The 1,397-nt window shown below is 68.9% G+C and carries 2 protein-coding genes; both read right to left on the reverse strand.

The features are described 5' to 3' along the window. Positions 1 to 895, reverse strand: an 895-nt coding sequence (locus ACN269_RS33520; protein ID WP_421477173.1) for an HNH endonuclease signature motif containing protein, incomplete at its 3' end; no start/stop codon positions are given. Between the two features lie 10 nt (positions 896 to 905). Beyond that, positions 906 to 1,346, reverse strand: a complete 441-nt coding sequence (locus tag ACN269_RS33525) for a DUF222 domain-containing protein (RefSeq protein ID WP_421477175.1) — start codon at positions 1,344 to 1,346, stop codon at positions 906 to 908. Between the last annotated feature and the right edge of the window lie 51 nt (positions 1,347 to 1,397).

Raw genomic sequence — 1,397 nt, forward strand, 5'->3', positions numbered from 1 at the left:
CGGGGTCGTCCTCGTCAGGTGCGAGGAGTTCTTCGGGGTGGTGGTAGTTGTTGACGCGGTTTTGGCCGGTGTCGAGATGGGGTGGGGGGAGCCATTCGATGCGGCCGTCGTGGCGTTTGCGGACGGTCCAGCCGTGGTTGCGCAGTTTGTTGTGCGGGCCGCAGGCGAGGTCTTCGTTGGTGATGTCGGTGGGGCCGCCGGTGCTCCACGGGTGGACGTGGTCGACCTGGCAGCCGTAGCCGGGCACGGTGCAGCCGGGGAACGTGCAGCCCCGGTCGCGTGCGTGCAGCATGATGCGCTGGGCGGGGCTGGCCAGGCGTCGGGTGCGGCCCAGGTAGAGCGGTTGGCTGGTGTGTGTGTCGAAGATGGCCAGGTAGTGGTGGGCGTGGGCGGCCATCCGGATGACGTCGGACATCGGTAGCAGGCTGGTGCCGCCGGTGGTGGCGACCCCGGCGGCCGATTCGAGATCCTGCAGGGTGGTCGACACGATGACGGTGACCGGTAGCCCGTTGTGTTTTCCCAGTTCGCCGGAGGCCAGCCGGGCACGGGCCATCGCCTTGAGCGCGTCGTGGTTGCGTTGGGGTTGGGTGCGGGTGTCGCGCTGGATCTGCTCGGCGCTGGGCTGACCGTCCACACATGGGCTTTCATCGTCGGGGTTGCATTGGCCGGGGGCCGCCGATTTGGCCAGTACCGCCTCCAGGTATGCACCGGTTTCGGGGTCGAGGCGTCCTTTGACCTCGATCATGCCGTCGGGTCCTTGCTTGTCGAGTCGGAAGTAGCGTTGGCGGGCGCGTTCGGCATCATCGGGCATCGGCCCGTCCTGGTCGATGAGCAGCGCGAGCCGCTCGGCGGCCTTGCGCAACTCCTCAGGGGTCTGCCCGGCGGCGATCGCCACCAGCTGAGCCTCAGCCTGGGTGGCGGGTGGTGGCGTCGACCCAGTGCGGCAGTTTGTCGAAGAACCCGCGGATGATGCGCACGTGTTCGGCGTTGACGGTGCCGGCGGCTTGGGCGGCGGCCAGGGCGGCCAGCTGGGGCGCCAGGGGCTGGCCGGTCAGCGCCGACCGCGGCCCGAGTTGTTGGGCTTCGTCGAGGCGGCGGCGGGCCTCGGCTTTGGAGATCCGCAGCCGCCGGGTCAGCACTTCGGCCCAGTTCTTGGCACCCAACGCGATCGCGCTGGTACGGGATTGCAGTTCGGCCAGGAGGCGGTGTTCCACGGCGGGTTGACGCCGCCGACGGAGCTCGTGGTGATCGACCAGCCGCTGCAGCTGGCTCACCGACAAACCCGTCAACGGCAACGCGGCCAGGCGCGCGTCGAGAGCATCGGCGGCATCGATCAACGCGTCCACCTCGTCGCGACCCCCGCCATCCATGAACCGAACACTAGTTCGAATGACCGA

Origin of the sequence: Micromonospora sp. WMMD736, from assembly GCF_049179015.1 — a bacterium.
Taxonomy (GTDB): Bacteria; Actinomycetota; Actinomycetes; order Mycobacteriales; family Micromonosporaceae; genus Micromonospora.